Origin of the sequence: Parapedobacter brassicae (assembly GCF_051400755.1) — a bacterium.
GTDB lineage: Bacteria > Bacteroidota > Bacteroidia > Sphingobacteriales > Sphingobacteriaceae > Parapedobacter.
The window spans coordinates 558,522-573,900 of the sequence record NZ_JBLFFL010000002.1; the positions used below are offsets into that span (position 1 = coordinate 558,522).

General features: G+C 51.5%; 16 protein-coding genes. 7 read left to right on the forward strand and 9 right to left on the reverse strand.

Going from position 1 to position 15,379, the window contains the following annotated elements:
* Positions 1–7 precede the first annotated feature (7 nt).
* Positions 8–433: a type II 3-dehydroquinate dehydratase gene (gene aroQ / locus ACMGDE_RS07815; protein WP_436832217.1), complete on the forward strand. Its 426-nt coding sequence runs from the start codon at positions 8–10 to the stop codon at positions 431–433.
* On the opposite strand, the gene ACMGDE_RS07820 is transcribed toward aroQ, so the two are convergent.
* The 6 genes from ACMGDE_RS07820 to ACMGDE_RS07845 all read right to left on the reverse strand — a co-directional run bounded on the left by ACMGDE_RS07820 (position 428) and on the right by ACMGDE_RS07845 (position 5,750).
* The gene (locus ACMGDE_RS07820) at positions 428–1,642 is read right to left on the reverse strand and encodes a multidrug effflux MFS transporter (protein ID WP_436832218.1); all 1,215 of its coding nucleotides are present in this window, start codon (positions 1,640–1,642) and stop codon (positions 428–430) included. The genes aroQ and ACMGDE_RS07820 overlap by 6 nt on opposite strands.
* Positions 1,643–1,681: 39 nt before the next feature.
* A complete protein-coding gene (lgt, locus tag ACMGDE_RS07825) occupies positions 1,682–2,518 on the reverse strand; it encodes a prolipoprotein diacylglyceryl transferase (RefSeq protein WP_436832219.1) in 837 nt (278 codons plus the stop codon).
* Between the two features lie 67 nt (positions 2,519–2,585).
* Positions 2,586–3,512, reverse strand: coding sequence for a 30S ribosomal protein S6--L-glutamate ligase (rimK, locus tag ACMGDE_RS07830; protein ID WP_436832220.1), 927 nt, complete (start codon positions 3,510–3,512; stop codon positions 2,586–2,588).
* A 21-nt stretch (positions 3,513–3,533) separates the two neighbouring features.
* On the reverse strand, positions 3,534–3,986 hold the full coding sequence (locus ACMGDE_RS07835; protein ID WP_436832221.1) for an ATP-dependent zinc protease family protein: 453 nt from the start codon (positions 3,984–3,986) through the stop codon (positions 3,534–3,536).
* A gap of 31 nt (positions 3,987–4,017) precedes the next feature.
* The gene (locus tag ACMGDE_RS07840; protein WP_436832222.1) at positions 4,018–5,196 is read right to left on the reverse strand and encodes an AIR synthase related protein; all 1,179 of its coding nucleotides are present in this window, start codon (positions 5,194–5,196) and stop codon (positions 4,018–4,020) included.
* A gap of 8 nt (positions 5,197–5,204) precedes the next feature.
* The gene (locus tag ACMGDE_RS07845) at positions 5,205–5,750 is read right to left on the reverse strand and encodes an OmpA family protein (protein ID WP_436832223.1); all 546 of its coding nucleotides are present in this window, start codon (positions 5,748–5,750) and stop codon (positions 5,205–5,207) included.
* 153 nt (positions 5,751–5,903) lie between these two features.
* Here ACMGDE_RS07845 and ACMGDE_RS07850 point away from each other — a divergent pair, with 153 nt between their 5' ends.
* Positions 5,904–6,989 (forward strand): Gfo/Idh/MocA family protein, encoded by a 1,086-nt coding sequence (locus ACMGDE_RS07850; protein WP_436832224.1) that lies wholly within the window; start codon positions 5,904–5,906, stop codon positions 6,987–6,989.
* Between the two features lie 13 nt (positions 6,990–7,002).
* On the opposite strand, the gene ACMGDE_RS07855 is transcribed toward ACMGDE_RS07850, so the two are convergent.
* Positions 7,003–7,560 carry a hypothetical protein gene (locus tag ACMGDE_RS07855; protein ID WP_436832225.1) on the reverse strand — a complete coding sequence of 186 codons (558 nt, stop codon included), beginning with the start codon at positions 7,558–7,560 and terminating at the stop codon, positions 7,003–7,005.
* A gap of 111 nt (positions 7,561–7,671) precedes the next feature.
* Here ACMGDE_RS07855 and ACMGDE_RS07860 point away from each other — a divergent pair, with 111 nt between their 5' ends.
* On the forward strand, positions 7,672–8,841 hold the full coding sequence (locus ACMGDE_RS07860) for a Gfo/Idh/MocA family protein (protein ID WP_436832226.1): 1,170 nt from the start codon (positions 7,672–7,674) through the stop codon (positions 8,839–8,841).
* Between the two features lie 5 nt (positions 8,842–8,846).
* Here the strand turns inward: ACMGDE_RS07860 and ACMGDE_RS07865 are convergent, their stop codons facing one another.
* A complete protein-coding gene (locus ACMGDE_RS07865; RefSeq protein WP_436832227.1) occupies positions 8,847–9,827 on the reverse strand; it encodes a GlxA family transcriptional regulator in 981 nt (326 codons plus the stop codon).
* 91 nt (positions 9,828–9,918) lie between these two features.
* On the opposite strand from ACMGDE_RS07865, the gene lepA reads away from it, so the two are divergent.
* The 4 genes from lepA (at position 9,919) to ACMGDE_RS07885 (ending at position 14,672) form a co-directional block, all read left to right on the forward strand.
* Positions 9,919–11,709: a translation elongation factor 4 gene (gene lepA, locus ACMGDE_RS07870; protein WP_436832228.1), complete on the forward strand. Its 1,791-nt coding sequence runs from the start codon at positions 9,919–9,921 to the stop codon at positions 11,707–11,709.
* Between the two features lie 120 nt (positions 11,710–11,829).
* Positions 11,830–12,711, forward strand: a complete 882-nt coding sequence (locus ACMGDE_RS07875) for a bifunctional 5,10-methylenetetrahydrofolate dehydrogenase/5,10-methenyltetrahydrofolate cyclohydrolase (protein WP_436832229.1) — start codon at positions 11,830–11,832, stop codon at positions 12,709–12,711.
* An 11-nt stretch (positions 12,712–12,722) separates the two neighbouring features.
* Positions 12,723–13,397, forward strand: a complete 675-nt coding sequence (locus ACMGDE_RS07880; protein WP_436832230.1) for a response regulator transcription factor — start codon at positions 12,723–12,725, stop codon at positions 13,395–13,397.
* Complete coding sequence (locus ACMGDE_RS07885) at positions 13,398–14,672, forward strand: sensor histidine kinase (protein ID WP_436832231.1); 1,275 nt, start codon at positions 13,398–13,400, stop codon at positions 14,670–14,672. It begins immediately after the preceding gene.
* On the opposite strand, the gene ACMGDE_RS07890 is transcribed toward ACMGDE_RS07885, so the two are convergent.
* Positions 14,665–14,937 (reverse strand): hypothetical protein, encoded by a 273-nt coding sequence (locus tag ACMGDE_RS07890; RefSeq protein ID WP_436832232.1) that lies wholly within the window; start codon positions 14,935–14,937, stop codon positions 14,665–14,667. The genes ACMGDE_RS07885 and ACMGDE_RS07890 overlap by 8 nt on opposite strands.
* Between the last annotated feature and the right edge of the window lie 442 nt (positions 14,938–15,379).

Consider the following 15,379-nt stretch of genomic DNA (forward strand, 5'->3'; position numbering starts at 1 on the left):
CAACGGTATGAGCAAAATCATCATCATTAATGGTCCGAACCTAAACCTCTTAGGCGTAAGGGAAACGGGCATTTACGGCGACCAAGATTTCCTGAGCTACTTCGAAACGTTGCGGGCATCGTACGGCGAGGTGGAATTGTCTTATTTCCAGAGTAACCACGAAGGTGCCATCATCGATAAGATCCATGAAGTGGGGTTTTCTGTTGACGGTATCGTCCTCAATGCAGGTGCTTATACCCATACTTCATTGGCTATAGCTGATGCCATCGCAGCGGTGACCGCTCCGGTGGTGGAAGTTCACATTTCCAATGTGTATGCGCGGGAATCTTACCGGCATCATTCGTACCTGGCTAAAAACTGCAAAGGGGTGATCTGCGGCTTCGGCCTTGAAGGCTACCGGCTCGCGGTGACGGCGTTGCTGAGATCGTTATAGCGGTAGCGCACGCTGCCCATTGGTTTCGCGCGGCCGGAATACGAGGAGGATGAACAGGCTCAGGCAAGCACAGCCAGCCATCATGCCTGCCATGGGGATGGTCGTCCCGTTATGAAAATAGCTCACCAATCCGGATGAAAGCGCCCCGATGGCCATCTGTAAGCTGCCCAACAATGCCGAAGCACTGCCCGCCAACCGGCTGAACGGTCCGAGGGCCAATGCGGAAGTATTCGGGAAGACAAATCCCTGCGAACCGAGGAACAGAAAGATCAGGGCCACCATCGTATACAGGTTGATGGTATCGGTGACACACAGCGCGGTCAGTATCAACCCGACGGACGACTGTACGATCAATGCTATTTTCGCCACCTTTTCGCTGCTGTAGCGATTGAGCAGAAAACTGTTCAGTTGGCTTGCCGTGATCAGCGCGGAGGCGATCAGCGCAAAGACCAATCCATATTGCTTTTCATTCAACCCGTAAAGCGTGATCATCACAAAGGGCGATCCCGCGAGGTAAGCGTATAATCCCGACGACGCCAGACCGCCGGCAAATGCATAGGTAAAAAACTGCCGATTTTTAAATACTTGCCAATACGACTGCGTGATGGGTCGGGGCATGAGGGACATTTCGGGGTTTGGTCCCTTGCTTTCCGGAAGGAAAAAGACGACTGCCAGCAGGATCAGGGTGGTGATCACCGCCAGGACAAGGAATATGCCATGCCAATTCCAATGCGCGATGACAAAGCTGCCCACCGTGGGGGCCAGTATCGGCGAAATGCCGATAACCAGCATGAGCAGGGAAAAAACCTTTGCGCTTTCCGACGGACCGAAGAAGTCCCTCACCATGGCCCGTGAGGCGACCATACCGCCGCAACTGCCCAACGCTTGGATAAAGCGGTAAATGATCAAATTATCGGCCGAATTGGTCAACGCACAGCCGATGGATGCGGCAATATAGATGATCAATCCGACGATCAGCGGAATTTTGCGCCCATAGCGATCGAGCAGCGGACCGTAAACGATCTGGCCTGACGCAATACCCACGAAAAAGGAAGTGAGCGACAGCTGGATGTGTGCCACCGTGGTGTCCAGACTGGCTGCGATCGAATCGAAGCCCGGCAGGTACATATCGATGGAAAATGGCCCGATAGCCGACAATAAGCCGAGCGTAAGGAAGATGAAAAAGCGGCGTCTCTTTGCAGCTGTCATGAAGCGACAAAGTTACTATTTTGTTTCCGCCTCGGGAGTTTATTTTTTTGCGGGTGCCTTCTTTTTGTAAGGTCTAACCAGCAGGTAAACCCCTATGGCGATAAACGGAAGACTCAGCAGCTGTCCCATGTTATACGTCATTCCCTCCTCAAATGCTTCCTGATTCTCCTTCGCAAATTCCAAGACAAACCGCGCACCGAAGAGCAGGATCAGGAACAGGCCGAAGAGGAATCCCGGTTTCAGGAGCGGTTTTCGGTGATAGATATTCCACAGCAGGATAAAGATGAGCACGTAACAAACGGCCTCATACAGTTGCGCCGGATGCCTGGGTACCGTATCGATCTGCTCAAAGACTACCGCCCATGGCAGATCGGAGGGCAGGCCAATGATCTCGGAGTTGAAAAAATTGCCGATGCGGACGAAAGCGCCTGCCAGGGGAATGACGATCACCAGCCGGTCGGTGATCCATAGAAAATCAGTTTTCGTTTTGCGGCAGAAAAGAAAGATGCCTGCCAAGATACCAATGGCACCACCGTGACTGGCCAGTCCATGGAATCCGGTGAGGGTAAACTTGCCATTGACGTACGTATAAGGCAAAATCATCTCCAGTGGATGGTCCTTATAATAATCAAATTCATAAAATAGGCAATGGCCCAGGCGCGCGCCCAGCAAGGTGCCGATGAAAATGTAGATGCTCAGCTGATCCAGCAATTCCTGCGGCTTGTGCTCACGCTTGAAAATATGCAGCATAAGGACATAGCTGCTGATAAACGCCAGCAGGAAACATAAGGTGTAATACCGCAGCTCAAAACTACCGATACTGAATATTTCGGGTTTAATATTCCACTGGATGGCACTCCATATACTGCTTATCATGGTTATGATCTGTTTAGGCTGGTAAATATAGCGTTATCCGTAGATATTACCGCGCCGATCTTCAAATTTAGAGTTTCGGTCCGGCCTTGACCTTACGCTCTTTTTTGGTCTGCTGTTTCATGATATACCGTTTTTCAAGGAAGGCGATGACTTCGCCGGCGATGTCCTTGTGGGTCGCTTTTTCAATGCCTTCAAGTCCGGGGGATGAATTGACCTCGAGCACCAGCGGTCCCCGATCGGACGGCAACAAGTCAACACCGCATACGGTAAGTCCCAACTCACGTGCTGCCCGGATGGCGGTTTCGCGCTCGGCCTTATTCAGTTTGATCACTTCGGCCGTGCCGCCGCGGTGCAGGTTTGACCGAAATTCGCCCTCTTTAGCCGTGCGCTTCATGGCACCGACCACTTTGCCGTCCACCACGAATGCACGGATATCCGTACCCCGGGATTCTTTGATATATTCCTGGATCAAGATATTATTGCCCAGCCCATAGAATGCCTCGATCACGGATGAGGCGGCTTTTTTTGTTTCGGCCAGCACCACGCCGATCCCCTGGGTGCCTTCCAGCAATTTGATCACCAGCGGCGGTCCCCCCACCATCTTGATCAGGTCGTCCACGTCGCGGGTCCGCCGCGCAAAACCGGTGGTAGGCATGCCGATCCCCGCGCCGGAGAGGATCTGCATACAGCGCAGCTTATCGCGGGAGCGGGTGATGGATTGGCTGGGATTGGCCGATATGACGCCCATCACTTCAAACTGGCGTACGATAGCCGACCCATAGAAGGTGACTGATGCGCCGATGCGGGGGATGATGGCATCGATATCGGAGATATCCTGCCCCTTATAGTGTATACTCGGTTTGCCCTGCCGGATGCCCACATAGCATTGGCTATGGTCAATCACGATGCACTCGTGTCCGCGCAACTTGGCGGCTTCCACCAGTCTGCGTGTCGAGTAAAGGCTTTTGATTGTTGATAATACGGCGATCTTCATGTGTGCTGTGCTGTTTAGGTATTACTTGCGGCCTTTGACTGATTTTTTGGATAGGTTTGTTCGCGAAACATCAACGAGGAATTTTTTGCGAATGAAAGACCGACCCAATAGTATCGGAAACTCCATGCCCGAACGGTCACGCAGCGACAGCTCGATGGGATGCAATTCGCCAAACAAAAGGACGAAGGTATTGATGATGTAGCGGTTTTCTTCTTGTCCGAACGAATTTCTTACTTTTCGTTCGCTGTGGAAGGGAAAGGTATACGTGTTGGCCTGATGTCCCGATCGTTCATCCAATGGACGAAATTCGACATACTGCTTGCGACCTCTTTTGACCAACCGCACGAGACTGCAATGCAGCACGGAAGTGCGCGCGCCGGTATCGATTTTTGCCGGGATGCCCCGGAGGCCTAAATCCGGCAAGTCTACGACATCCTTCCAGCCGATCGTCTTCAACTTTGGAGAAACCTGCATACGTTTTTGCTGAGCGCGGCTGATCGGTCAATCAATAATAGATATACGTCCCACTGGGCGATTCAATCGTCACCTGTTTCACCTCCGCCGTTTCCACATGGCCGATCACCTGTGCGGCGATACCGAACTCTTGCGAGATGCGAATGATATCGGCCGAAATGGACTCGGGCACATATAACTCCATCCGGTGTCCCATATTGAATACTTTGTACATCTCTTGCCAACTGGTGCCGGATTCCGCTTGGATCAGTTGGAATAACGGTGGTATGTCAAAGAGGTTGTTTTTGATAATATGGAGGTCATCGATAAAATGCAACACCTTGGTCTGCGCTCCGCCACTGCAATGGACCATGCCCTTGATCTGTTGGCGGTATTCATCGAGCACCCGCTTGATGACGGGGGCGTAGGTACGGGTAGGGGATAGGACCAGCTTGCCGACGGTAATAGGCCCGTGGCTGGGGATATCGATCGTCTCGGTCAATCCCCTGGTTCCAGCAAAAACCAACTCCTGGGGCACCGCAGGGTCGTAGCTCTCGGGAAAATTGGCAGCGACGGTTTTATCAAACACGTCATGCCGCGCCGAGGTAAGCCCGTTAGACCCCATGCCCCCATTGTACTCCCGCTCATAGCCTGCCTGGCCGTACGATGCCAGCCCCACAATGACATCACCCGCTTGTATGCGATGATTGGACACCACATCATCGCGTTTCATCCGGCAGGTGACGGTGCTATCGACGATGATGGTGCGCACCAGGTCGCCCACATCCGCCGTCTCGCCGCCGGTGGAATAAATGCCGATGCCGAGGTCACGGAGTTCGGCCAGGATCTCCTCCGTACCGTTGATGATCTCCGCGATGACCGATCCGGGAATCAGGTGCTTGTTGCGCCCGATGGTGGATGACAATAAGATATTATCCGTGGCCCCTACGCAGAGCAGGTCATCGAGGTTCATGACCACGGCATCCTGCGCGATGCCCCGCCACACGGAAGCATCGCCGGTCTCTTTCCAGTAGACGTAGGCCAAGGAAGACTTAGTACCGGCCCCATCGGCATGCATAATATTACACCAGGCCGTATCTCCGCCCAATATATCGGGGATGATCTTGCAAAAAGCCTTCGGGAATAACCCCTTATCGAGGTTTTTGATGGCATTGTGCACATCCTCCTTACCTGCAGATACCCCCCGTTGGCTGTACTTCAAGTCGACCATCTCGCTAGTTAGTCTACATGCTTGATTTCTACGCGCCGGTTGGTTGCCCTGCCGGACTCCGAATCGTTGGATGCCACGGGTTTGGTAGCGCCAAAGCCATTGACTGTCAGGTTATCGGCGTTGATGCCCGAATTGACCAGGTACAGCTTAACGGCATTTGCCCGGTCAATGGACAGCTCCATGTTGTACTCCGCCGTACCTTCGATAGAGGCATGGCCGTCGATCAGAAATTTGGCATTCGGATCTTTCTGCATTTCCCGGCCGATGTGATCGAGGATCGCATAGGATTCGGTTTTCAGCACGTGCGAGTCATATTCAAATAGAATGTTTTTGAACGTGTAGTTCGGCGGAGCCACCGGTGCCGGATCTGGCTTAGTCGGCGCCTGTTCAGGCGCCTTCTGGGTCGGCTCTGCAACGACACGTTCCTCGGGCATTTCCCGTTCAACGACTTCGGCAGCCGGCTGGAGCACCACCTGTTTGGGCTTACAAGCTTGGTAAGAAATGGCTGAAGACCCAATGAAGGCCATTAATATACAACGATTTACGGTTTTCATATACGATAACTTTTCTGCTGTAAACATAGGAAATATATGTTAATTATTATTGGACAAGATGGGATATGACTTTCGATTTTTTTGCATATACTTGATTCCAAATCCATTTTTGATATTGAATCAATTGATTGTTTGAAGATGATTACAATGATAATGCCAACTCATCGTGCTGCGAAACTGTTTTTCGCACTCATGCTCTTGTTTGTTAGCGATGCACTCGCCCAAGATCGCTTAAAAGTGGCGATTGCCGGATTGAGCCATGATCATGTCCACCCGTTGCTCAGTGCGTATCAACGCAGGGAAATTGATATCCTGGGGATCGCCGAATCCGACAGTGGCCTAGTACGCCACATGCAGGGCCGGTATAAGCTCCCCGACTCGCTATTCTTCACGACGGTTGATGAGCTATTGCAAGCGGTGCGGCCCGATGTCGTGCTGGCGTATAACGCCATTTCGGAACACGTAACGGTCGCCGAAGCCTGCCTGCCCTTGAAGATACCGCTGATGGTGGAGAAGCCCTTGGCGATCAATAATAAGCAGGCAACGCGCATCGCCGAGCTGGCCGATCGCTACGACACACCGGTATTCACCAACTACGAAACCACCTGGTATGCCAGCAACCAGACCCTGAAGCAACAGATTGACGAGGGCGCGGTCGGCCAGGTGAAAAAAGTAATCGTCAAAGACGGACATCAGGGGCCAAGGGAGATCGGGTGCAGTGAAGCCTTTCTCAGCTGGCTCACCGACCCCAAGAAAAATGGGGGAGGGGCGTTGATCGATTTCGGGTGCTACGGCGCCAACCTGATGACCTGGCTGATGAAAGGAGCGCGGCCCGTAGCGGTGACCGCCGTGACCCGCCAGCTGAAACCGGCGGTATATCCCCACGTGGATGACGATGCGACCATCATACTCGAATACGCGGGCGGCGTAACCGGCGTTATACAGGCCTCGTGGGACTGGCCGTACAGCATTAAAGATATGCAGGTGTACGGCGATCATGCATCCCTGCACGCGGTAGATGGGAATACACTGGTGCGTTATGCGAATCCCAAAAAGCAGGAAGAGGTACCGCTCATGAAAGGATATTTCGATGATCACCTGGCCTATTTGCAGGCGGCATTGAAGGGAACTGTCGATACCACTGCTGATCTATCTTCCTTGGCGAATAACCTCATCGTCGTGGAGATCTTGCAGGCGGCCAGGGAATCAGCCGAACGGGGTAAGCGGGTCGTCCTGTGACGCCCGCCCGTGGCTATTCGATGCGGCTTTGCAATAAGGCATGATACCATTGCTGGGATACCGATGGCGTGAAGTGCTGCGTCGGAATGGCTAATTCAACCGTATGGAATGCGGTAGGACCTTCCGCCACGTAGGTCAGCAATACCGTTGACCCGCATTCGCCGTCGGCTGATCGGGTGGATTTGATGGCATAGAGGATGGCCGTACGGCCGTCTGTGACCTTCCGGTCTATTACCTCCAGCGTGGCCTCCGGGCAGCCTGCCTTTTCATATTCCCACTTTTCCTGGGGCGATCCTTCGGCCTTCATCGGGTAGTAGCGCCGGTCGATGGTGGTGATGGTGACGGTTTGTACCGGGGCATTTTCGGTATTTTTTCCGCTGACCGTGTACAGCGTACTGCGTATGCCTTTCGTATCCTTGGGAATGGCCTTGCTCTTCCAGCGGTATTCCGGCGGGAAAGGCACCTCGATGGTTTCTTTTCCAGGCTTGGGCTGTGCGTTGGCTAAAAACACCAGCAACATGCCAGCAACGAGCAGGCATCCTGATTGATAGCGTAACATCGTAAACTTCATAATCGTTTTATCTCCGCATGTCCGAGTTCGAAGGTAAAAATAATCTAACAAAAACATGGAAGCTGAACTTCACTTTTGTTATGCTTATCTTTGGGTATAATAAACCGAGTTATGGATCATATTTCGCGTAAAGCATTCCTTGAGCATGCGGCTACCCTGGCTGCAACAACCCTGCTTGCCCCATTGGCGGCGTACGCACAGCAACGGGGTGTCCCCGACAAGAAAATCAACGTCGGCGTAATCGGCTGCGGAAGTGTCTCCAACATGTACCTGCCGCACCTGTCGGCTTCTTCCTTTGTCACGCTGGTGGCGGTTTGTGATATCAAACCGGCACGCGCGAAAGCTGCGGCCGAGAAGTACGGCATCCCGTTTCATTATCCGCATATTGACGACATGTTGCGTGGCGAGCCCTTCGATTTATTGGTTAATCTCACCGATATGCAGGAGCACGGTCGCCTGAATAGGCAGGCCCTGTTGGCAGGCAAGCACGTATGGAGTGAAAAACCCATGGCAAATACCTATCGTGAAGGCAAGGCATTGCTTGATCTGGCGCGACAAAAAGGAATGCATATTTGGAGTGCCCCCGCAGTAGTAAACAGCCCGCAGTTTGCCTTTATGGCAAAGGCCATCCGTGAAGGTAAGCTGGGCAAGGTTTCTTCCGCCCATGGGCACTACGGCCACCTTGGTCCCACGTGGTCGGCGTTTTTCTATGAGAAACTCGGCGGCAGCCTGCCCGATCTCGGCGTATATAACATCGCCACACTCACGGGATTGCTCGGTCCGGCAAAGTACGTAACGGCAATGACCAGCATCGTCACACCTGAGCGCACCGTCGATGATAAGGGAACAATACCGGTGCAAGCAGAAGACAATGCAATGGTATTGATGGACCATGGCAACGGTGTGCTCTCACATGTGCAATGCGGGTTCAATTATTTCGATCCGTATGGGCACGAAGGCGTGGGGCAGGAAAAGCATACCATAACGATTTGGGGGACACATGGCAACATGGGGCTGGTTGGCTATGATTGGGCGCCTTTCGGTGTCGATTTGGCCACTTATGACGGGGAAAACCCGCAGCGTTTCGTGCCAGACGCGGGGGATTATGTATGGCAGCAGGGTGCAAGCGTCGTATCGGAATCGCTGGTCACCGGAACGGCGCCGCTAATCGCCGTGGAGCATGCCCTCCATGTACTGGAGATCATTGAGGCAGCAAGAATTTCGGGCAGGAACGGGAAAAGACAGCGCCTTCGGTCGGGTTTCAACTGGCCGTTGATGTGATCCGCTTAAATCAAGGGGTCCAACCGCATCGCGAACTTATCCCGATATGCCTTTGGCGTCATTCCCGTATTGTCCTTGAAAAGTTGCCTGAAATTCTTCATGTCGTTATATCCGGCTGAAAGCATGATCTCAAATAAGCCTTTTTCGGTGTTTTCCAACAGTTTCTTGGCGGCTTCGATCTTTGTTTTTTGCAAGTATCGGATCGGGGTGAGGCCGGTGGCCTGCTTGAACCGGCGGACAAAATTCCGTCTGCTGGCCGGGATGTCGGCAATGGCTTCTTCAATGCTCTTAATCGCCGGAAACTGGTTCTTGATCTTGTGCTGCACACGCATCACCAACTCGTCGTCGTGTGTCTCCACGGGCGAGAAGTGACCGAAATGCGCCTGGTTTTCGCGGTCCATGTCGATGGAAAACGTCTTGGCAATGCGGATAGCCATCTCGCGGCCGCAATATTTCTGTATCAGCGCCAGTTTAAGGTGAAAGCCGTTGGTGGCCCCGCCGCTGGTGTAGATATTGGCATCATGCGTCACCACGGCATCCTGCTGCAGCTTGATTTTAGGGAAGTCGGCAGCCAGTTTATCTGCGGCATCTACATGGGTGGTGGCCCGCCGATTGTTGAGCAATCCCGATGCAGCGAGCAGGAACGCTCCCGTGCAGTTGCTCGCCAACGTCGCCCCCTGGGCATACTGCTCGCGCAGCCAGGGAATGAAACAGCTGTTTTCATGAACGGTCTGCGCCAAGTCAACCGGTCCAAAGGCCGGCACAAAAATGACATCGTATGACCGATCGGCGGAGAGCATCGCATAAGGCAGGTGGCGGATGCTGTCAGGGATCACCGGGTCGGCGCTCGCACCCACCAATGAAATCTGGAACAATTCGGGCCGATGATCCCCCTTGAGGAAACGGTTAGTGGTTTCGAACACATCCACAATGGCGGCAAGGCTCAATAATCGGTATTTACTCGTCAACACGATGGATAGTTGCATGGCAATCGTTCCGTTGTTTACATCAAAGATACAAACCTTTGGCATATTTATCCCGCCAAAAAATTATCTTTGCCGTTTGAAGTCGATTGGTATGAAACAGATCCGCAATTTTTGCATTATTGCACACATAGATCATGGTAAAAGCACGCTGGCGGACAGGCTGTTGGAGTATACCAAGACCATTACCCAGCGGGAAGCGCAGGCCCAGCTCTTGGATAACATGGATCTGGAACGGGAGCGCGGCATCACGATCAAGAGCCATGCCATCCAGATGAATTACCTGAAAGACGGGCAGGAATACATATTGAACCTCATTGACACGCCCGGACACGTGGATTTTTCCTATGAAGTATCGCGCTCTATTGCGGCTTGCGAAGGCGCGCTGCTCATTGTAGACGCTGCGCAGGGCATTCAGGCCCAGACCATTTCCAACCTATACCTTGCATTGGAGCATGATCTGGAAATCATTCCCGTACTGAATAAGATGGATCTGCCCGGTGCGATGCCGGAGGAGGTGAAAGACCAGATCGTCGAGCTCATCGGCGGGAAACGCGAAGACATCATCCCGGCATCCGGCAAGACGGGACTTGGCGTCAGCGACATATTGGAGGCCATCGTAGATCGGATCCCTCATCCGGTGGGCGACGCGGATGCACCGCTTCAAGCCCTGATCTTCGATTCGGTGTATAATTCATTCCGGGGCATCATGGCTTACTTCAAGGTGGAGAACGGTGAGATTCGTAAAGGCGACCGCGTGAAGTTCATTGCTACGGGCAAGGAATACATCGCGGAGGAAATCGGAACGTTGAAGCTTAATCAGCTACCCAAGGACGTCATTCGTACTGGCGACGTGGGGTACATCATATCCGGTATCAAAGAGGCCCGTGAGGTGAAAGTGGGCGATACCATTACGCAGGTGGCCCGTCCGAGCAGGGAGGCGATCCAGGGATTTGAAGAGGTGAAACCCATGGTGTTTGCAGGCATCTATCCCGTGGATACCGAAGATTATGAGGAATTGCGCGAGAGCATGCACCGCCTGCAGCTCAATGATGCCTCGCTGGTGTTCGAGCCCGAGTCTTCCGCCGCGCTGGGATTCGGTTTCCGGTGCGGATTCCTCGGTATGCTCCACATGGAGATCATACAGGAGCGACTGGAACGGGAGTTTGACATGACGGTCATCACGACTGTGCCTAACGTGTCGTACAAAGCGTACCTCACCAAAGGCCGTGAGGAAATCATGGTGCACAACCCGTCTGACCTGCCCGACCCCAGCAAGCTGGAGTACGTGGAAGAACCCTATATCAAAGCCAGCATCATTACCAAGGCTGAATTTGTCGGACCCGTCATGTCGCTTTGTATCCAAAAACGGGGCATTCTCATCAACCAATCGTACCTCACGGCAGATCGGGTGGAACTGGCCTTTGAAATGCCGATGGGGGAGATCGTCTTCGATTTTTATGACAAGCTGAAAACGATATCCAAAGGATACGCCTCATTCGATTACCATCAGATCGGCTACCGGCAGTCGGATCTGGTCAAGCTCGATATCCGGTTGAACGGCGAACCCGTGGATGCGCTTTCGTCGCTCATCCACCGGAGCAATTCCTATGACTTCGGGAAGAAAATTTGCGAAAAGTTGAAGGAGTTATTGCCCCGGCAGCAATTTGAAATCGCCATCCAAGCATCCATCGGCGCCAAGATCATCGCCCGGGAAAACATCCGCGCCCTGCGTAAAGATGTGACCGCCAAGTGTTACGGTGGTGACATCTCCCGGAAACGTAAGCTGTTGGAAAAGCAGAAGAAAGGAAAAAAACGCATGCGCCAGGTAGGCAATGTGGAAATACCACAGTCGGCTTTCATGGCGGTGCTGAAATTGGATTAGATGTTAGATACGAGACATTAGACATTAGACACTAGACATCAGACACGAGACATTAGACATGAGACAACAGACATTAGACATTGGACGAAGGTTATCTGTTGTCTATAATCTCAGAAGAATATGCAATTACTTGACGGAAAACTGGTTTCAGCGAAAATAAAGGAAGACATCAAGCAAGAGGCTGCTGCTTTTTTTGCGGCGACGGGCAGAAAGCCACACTTGGTAGCCATTCTCGTCGGCAACGACGGCGCAAGCGAGACCTATGTAGCCAGTAAGATGCGCAACTGCGAGCTGGTCGGCTTTGAGTCCACCAACATTCACTACGAGGACGATATTTCGGAAGACACGCTGATCAGTAAAATTAAGGAGCTGAATGCAGACCCCTTGGTAGACGGACTTATTGTGCAGCTTCCGTTGCCGAAACACATCGATCCCGAGCGCGTTACCGAAGCCATCGACCACCGGAAGGACGTAGACGGTTTCCATCCTGTCAATCTGGGCCGGATGCAGCGCAACCTGCCCTGTTTCATCCCGGCTACGCCGTATGGTATCCTGCTGATGCTCGAATACTATGAGATCGACACTTCGGGCATGCATGCCGTGGTGGTGGGGCGGAGCAACATCGTCGGGAGCCCGATGAGCATCCTGCTCGCCCGCAATAACCGTCCCGGCAATTGCACCGTAACGCTCACCCACAGCCGCACCAAAAACATCAAGGAAGAAGTACTGCGGGCCGATATCGTCGTCGCTGCCATCGGAAAGAAGCACTTCATCACCGCCGACATGGTCAAGGCAGGCGCCATCGTGATCGATGTCGGCATCAATCGGGAGGTCAGCAGCGAAACCAAGTCGGGGTACAAACTGTATGGAGATGTCGATTTTGAGCAGGTCGCGCCGAAGGCGTCCTGGATCACACCCGTACCCGGGGGCGTCGGGCTGATGACCATCATCGGGCTGCTGAAAAACACGTTAGAAGCAGCGAAGGGGAGCGTGTATCCATAACGATAACCGGAATGAAGCTGCTCATCATCGAAGACGAACAAGGATTGCGGGATAACATCACCCAATTCCTGCAAAAAGAGCAATACATCGTGGAGGCCGCGGTTGATTTTCATTCGGCCATGGAGAAAGTTTCGCTCTACGATTACGATTGCATTATACTGGACGTGGGGCTGCCCGATGGGAATGGACTGGGAGTACTCAAAGCGCTCAAATCAAAACAGAAGCGCGATAACGTCATTATCATTTCGGCAAAAGATTCGCTGGACGACAAACTGGAAGGCCTAGAGCTCGGTGCCGACGACTACCTGACCAAGCCATTCCACCTCGCCGAGTTAAATGCACGTATCAAAGCCGTGTTGCGAAGAAAAGCATTAGGCGGGCGCAATGTAGTGATACTGAATAATATGGAATTGGATTTCGACGGGCGGACGTTGCGCATAGACGATGTGGATATTCACCTCAACCGCAAAGAATTCGATATTTTGGCTTTTTTTGTCGTCAACAAAAACCGGTTGATCTATAAATCGGCCTTGGCTGAACACGTGTGGGGGGATCACATGGACAATGCGGATAATTTTGACTTCATTTATTCCCAAATCAAAAACCTGCGCAAAAAAATGAAAGACCACGGCGCCAGCCTGGAAATCCAAGCCGTATATGGGGTAGGTTATAAATTAACCGTATAGATGAAGCTGCTCAACCACACGCTGCGTTACCTATCGGCCTCGTTGGTCTTCATCTTGGGTATCTGGGCGGTTGTTTTTTACTTCACCATGATGGATGAGGTGTATGATAGCATAGACGATGGGTTGGAAAACTATAAACTGCTGATCATCAAAAAGGCAAATCAAGACACTTCGTTATTGAACAAGCGGCACTTTGGCGAGAGCAACTATGCGATCCGGCCCGTTGAGCAGGAAGTGGCATTGCACGCTACCGAAGTATTCAAAGATACCGCCATGTATATGGAGTATGAAGAAGACTTCGAGATCCTGCGCATGCTCACCACCTATTTTTCTACACAAGATGGCCGGTATTACGAGCTGCGCATTATCGCCTCCATGGTAGAAGAAGACGATTTAGTAGCCGATTTCCTGCATGCATTGCTTTGGCTGTACCTGGTCGTCATCGCCAGCGCGTTTATCATCAATAATTGGGTGCTTAAAAAAATATGGAGCCCCTTCTACCAATTGCAGCATGAATTGGGGCGCTTTAAATTGGGAGAAGATAAAACGTTCAACCCACCGCAAACCAAGGTAAGGGAGTTCCAGGGCATGAACGACACCGTTGAAGCATTGCTCAAAGCCAATATTGCCGTATTCCAAAACCAGAAGCAATTTATCGAAAACGCATCGCACGAATTACAGACACCGTTGGCCATCGCGATCAACAAGCTCGAGCTGTTGCTCGAGCAATCACAGGGAGGCGAAGTGGAGCCTCAGTTGGTGGCCAATGCCATTCAATATTTAGAGCGGATGACCAGGCTCAATAAATCACTGCTCTTGCTATCCAAGATCGAAAATAAGCAATTTTCAAAGGAGGAAGAAGTTGATTTTAATCGGTGCATACGGCAGCATATGGAGGATTTCGAAGAACTGCTGCACTATAAGCACATTAAACTGGAGTTTATCGAGCAGGCACAACTGAAACGGCTTTTCAATGCCGACCTGGCAGATGTGCTGATCGCCAACCTACTGAAAAATGCCATCGTCCATAACCATGAAGAGGGATATATCCGCATAACGGTGAGCGAAAACCGATTCGAAATAGCCAACACCGGTCAAAAACAAGCATTGGATGCCGACCGGATTTTCACCCGTTTTTATCGGTCGGGAGATCATACCTCGTCAACGGGACTTGGATTGGCCATTGTAAAAACGATCGCGCAGCTGCATCAGGCCCAGGTCACCTATCGGTATGCGGCAGATATGCATCATATGGTGTTTGAACTGCCTAACTGAGATAATCCTCGTCCGCTTGGTCTAACGGCCTTTTTACCTCAAATGGAGGATCTGTCGACGGGACATCCTTATCGCGCAGCTTCTTTTTGGGCCGACCGAGTAAGAAACCGACCACCACGCCGATGAAAAACATGGTTCCCAGCACCGCCAACTTGGGGACTGTTCGTGTGCCGAAAATCCAAAAATTGACCTCGTCCATATTTTTCATGAGAATAATGGTAACCAATACGGTGACCACAATAATGAAGATGGTTTTTGCACGCATGTTATACTCAACGTAATTACTAACGAAAGTAATGAATTTACAGCTGATTCACCAGTCGATTGACATTTTTTAATAAAAGCGGCTTATCCATACAATTACATTTAACTTTATTTAACTTTTTTTATTAAATTTTTGTCAATAAAATATTATGTTGTAATTTTGACGCAGCGATAGAACTAGCACATATACAAACGTTAAGCACAAGTTAGCACACTTATTTGGGTATTTTTACATTTCAACAGATTTTTTTGATCGTCTACCTAGTTGAATGGAGCAAATCGGCTCATTGAGTATTGATACATTCCAATGTCAGTGACTAACCTGTGCCTGCATTAGCGTGTAAAGAGATGTTTTGAAGACAGCAAGAAAGGGGTATTGTGGCAATTGTTGAATCATTTTTCCAGCTTGGCCGGTTCCGGCTCGTGATCAAACCACACGAATA